This is a genomic window from Pedobacter sp. HMWF019, from assembly GCF_003061025.1.
Taxonomy (GTDB): Bacteria; Bacteroidota; Bacteroidia; order Sphingobacteriales; family Sphingobacteriaceae; genus Pedobacter.
The window spans coordinates 1,146-3,837 of the sequence record NZ_QAIL01000400.1; the positions used below are offsets into that span (position 1 = coordinate 1,146).

3 protein-coding genes are annotated in these 2,692 nt (G+C 40.0%); 2 read left to right on the plus strand and 1 reads right to left on the minus strand.

Annotated features, from left to right (window positions below; all coding sequences use genetic code 11):
- Positions 1-504: PAS domain S-box protein (locus DBR11_RS30280; protein WP_233260857.1), on the minus strand; the 504-nt coding region annotated here is incomplete at its 3' end.
- 127 nt (positions 505-631) lie between these two features.
- Here DBR11_RS30280 and DBR11_RS21600 point away from each other — a divergent pair.
- Positions 632-2,419: a hypothetical protein gene (locus tag DBR11_RS21600; protein ID WP_233260858.1), complete on the plus strand. Its 1,788-nt coding sequence runs from the start codon at positions 632-634 to the stop codon at positions 2,417-2,419.
- A 93-nt stretch (positions 2,420-2,512) separates the two neighbouring features.
- Positions 2,513-2,692 (plus strand): hypothetical protein (locus DBR11_RS30285; RefSeq protein ID WP_233260859.1); only part of this gene is annotated, 180 nt, incomplete at its 3' end.

Here is a 2,692-nt window from a genome sequence, read left to right on the forward strand (position 1 = left end):
TTTCTCTTTTTCCAGGGAAAGACTTACTTCTTCTTTAGCTTCTCTCAATGCCACCACCGTTTTCTTTAAAGATTTTGTTCTTTCTTCCACCAATTCTTCCAGTTCTGCTGCGTATTCGCGCAAACGCTCTTCGGCTTCTTTCTCTTTGGAAAGGTCATGGATAAAACCCGTATATATTTTACGCTCCTTATACTGTACTTCACTTACAGCCAGCCTGAATGGAAAGGTAGAACCATTTTTTCGCAGGCCCCTCACTTCACGTCCTATCCCAATGATTCTTTTTTCCCCGGTATGTTCATACCGATCCAGATAACCATCATGTGCTCCTTTATCCGGCTCAGGCATCAACATTTTAATGTTGTGCCCAACTACTTCATCCAGACCGTAACCAAATAACTTTAAGGCAGCAGGATTTAAGCTTTCAATTATTCCATGCTGATCAATTGTAATAATTCCATCAATCGCTGTTTCTATGATCGCATTTAAGAGCCTTGCTTTTTCCATAAACCTTTTTTTACAAATATATCAATTTTTACGCCGCCTGATTTTGATTACGATCAAAACTAAAACATGATCTCTATCATATTTTAAGCTGAAAATTGTCTGGTACTTTGCGCTATCAATCCGATAAATGAATATGACAACACATACTTTCCACATTCCCGTTCTAGGCCTTGGCTATTCCATTGATACACCTTTAAAAGTAGCTAAATACGGAATATCTTCTGTTGTTTCCATTGTAGATGACGAACTTACAGAACGCATGAGAAAGTACCATTCGGACTGCAATCAATTGCCTTACCACTTTATAGGGCCAAATGAAACAGACTTCAGGGCTAAAAGAATCACCGCTTATCTGAACCTGCTGGAACAATTAGTTACCCAACAATTTAACGAGATCAGACAACAGGATTTTACTGAAGGAACTACACTGTCTACTTATTTTGAGTGGTTACCAGAATATTCACCGCTCAAAATTCAGTATACCTCTTTAAAAAACATGGAAAATAGCCTGTTAAAAGCCCATTTGGAACAAGAACTTAAACAACAGATCAGACCGGGATCCATTGATGTGAACATTATGTCTAAAGTAGACAAAGCCAATTACAATGCACAGCAGGAATATGCAGGTGATGATTTTACTGATGCCATTGCCGCCATGCGTGGTTTTGCAAACAGCCGGTTGCATTCTTCAGTCATTATATCTGCCGGATTAAATCCCCGCCTGTATGCTTATATGGAAAAATGCCCGGACCTGTATCCTGTAAACGGTCAATTCACAAAGAAAATCATCTTAAAGGTTAGTGATTACCGGTCGGCTTATTTACAAGCCAAAATATTGGCAAAAAAAGGCCTTTGGATTTCTGAATTCAGGGTAGAATCCGGTCTCAACTGTGGCGGACATGCCTTTGCCACCGATGGTTTGCTAATGGGCCCGATACTAGAGGAATTTAAACAGAACCGTACGCCTCTGGCCAGTGAACTCTGGGAAATTTATACAGAAGCTCTGCAGAAAAAAGGCATTTCGGTCAATGATCAGCCAGAACAGCGGATCACGGTACAAGGTGGAATAGGGACAGCCGATGAGCATGAATTCCTGATCAACTATTATCAGCTTGATGCTGCCGGCTGGGGAAGTCCTTTTTTACTTGTACCTGAAGCGACCAATGTGGACCAGGATACCCTGGAAGCACTGGTTACTGCAGAAGAAAAAGATTACTACCTGAGCAATTCTTCCCCTCTGGGCGTATTGTTTAATAATTTCCGTAAAAGTACCGCAGAAGAACTAAGACTTCAGCGTATTGAAAAAGGAAGACCAGGCAGCCCCTGCAAGAAAAAATACCTGTGCACCAATACAGAATTCACTGCACAGCCCATTTGTACTGCTTCAAGGGAATACCAACACCTGAAGATCGAACAACTGAAAAACATGGAACTCGAAGAAAAAGAATACCGCAGACAGTTTGAAACCATTACAGAAAAAGTATGCTTATGTGAAGGCCTCTGTGCTTCTGTTTATATAAAGGATGGCTTACTGAAGCAAAGAGAGAGTAAAGCCGTGAGCATTTGTCCAGGTCCTAATCTTGCCTATTTTTCTGAAAAATATGCTCTTTCAGAAATGATCGGTCATATTTATGGACGTGAAAACCTGCTTGCAACGGTAAAAAGACCAAACCTATTTATTAACGAACTGAACCTCTACATTGACTATCTGAAAAAAGACATCTCCGCTCAGCTGGAACTGCTTAGCGATAAAAAGGCCCGCTATTTCAGAAAATTTTCCGCCCAGTTGCAGGAAGGTATAACTTATTACAGAAACTTGGTACCCAATTTAAAACTCCAAACCCAGTCTGCAGTACAAGAAATTCAGCAGCAGCTTGAAGAAGCGGAAAAGGCTCTGCTACAACTTTCCGTTTAATTGTTTATAAAACTCATCCAGAATATCACAGTTAATATTTTACAATTACTACCGATAAAAGTTTATTTTTACAATAAACATCCCTTCCATGCTGTGAAAAAGTATCCTTTATTAAAAATCGCTCTCTTGTATTTCCTGCTGGGTAGTCTTTGGCTCCTGGCAGGTGCAGTCGTCATCAACTGGATTGACAATCAATATCCCTCCGTTAATCTTCAAGGATTACATTTTTTCAAGAATCTGATATTTCTTATTGCAACTTCTGTTCTGGTATTG

Coding starts and splice junctions, on each gene's coding strand:
- DBR11_RS21600 (WP_233260858.1), top strand. CDS start 632: ATGAATATGACAACACATACTTTCCACATTCCCGTTCTAGGCCTTGGC.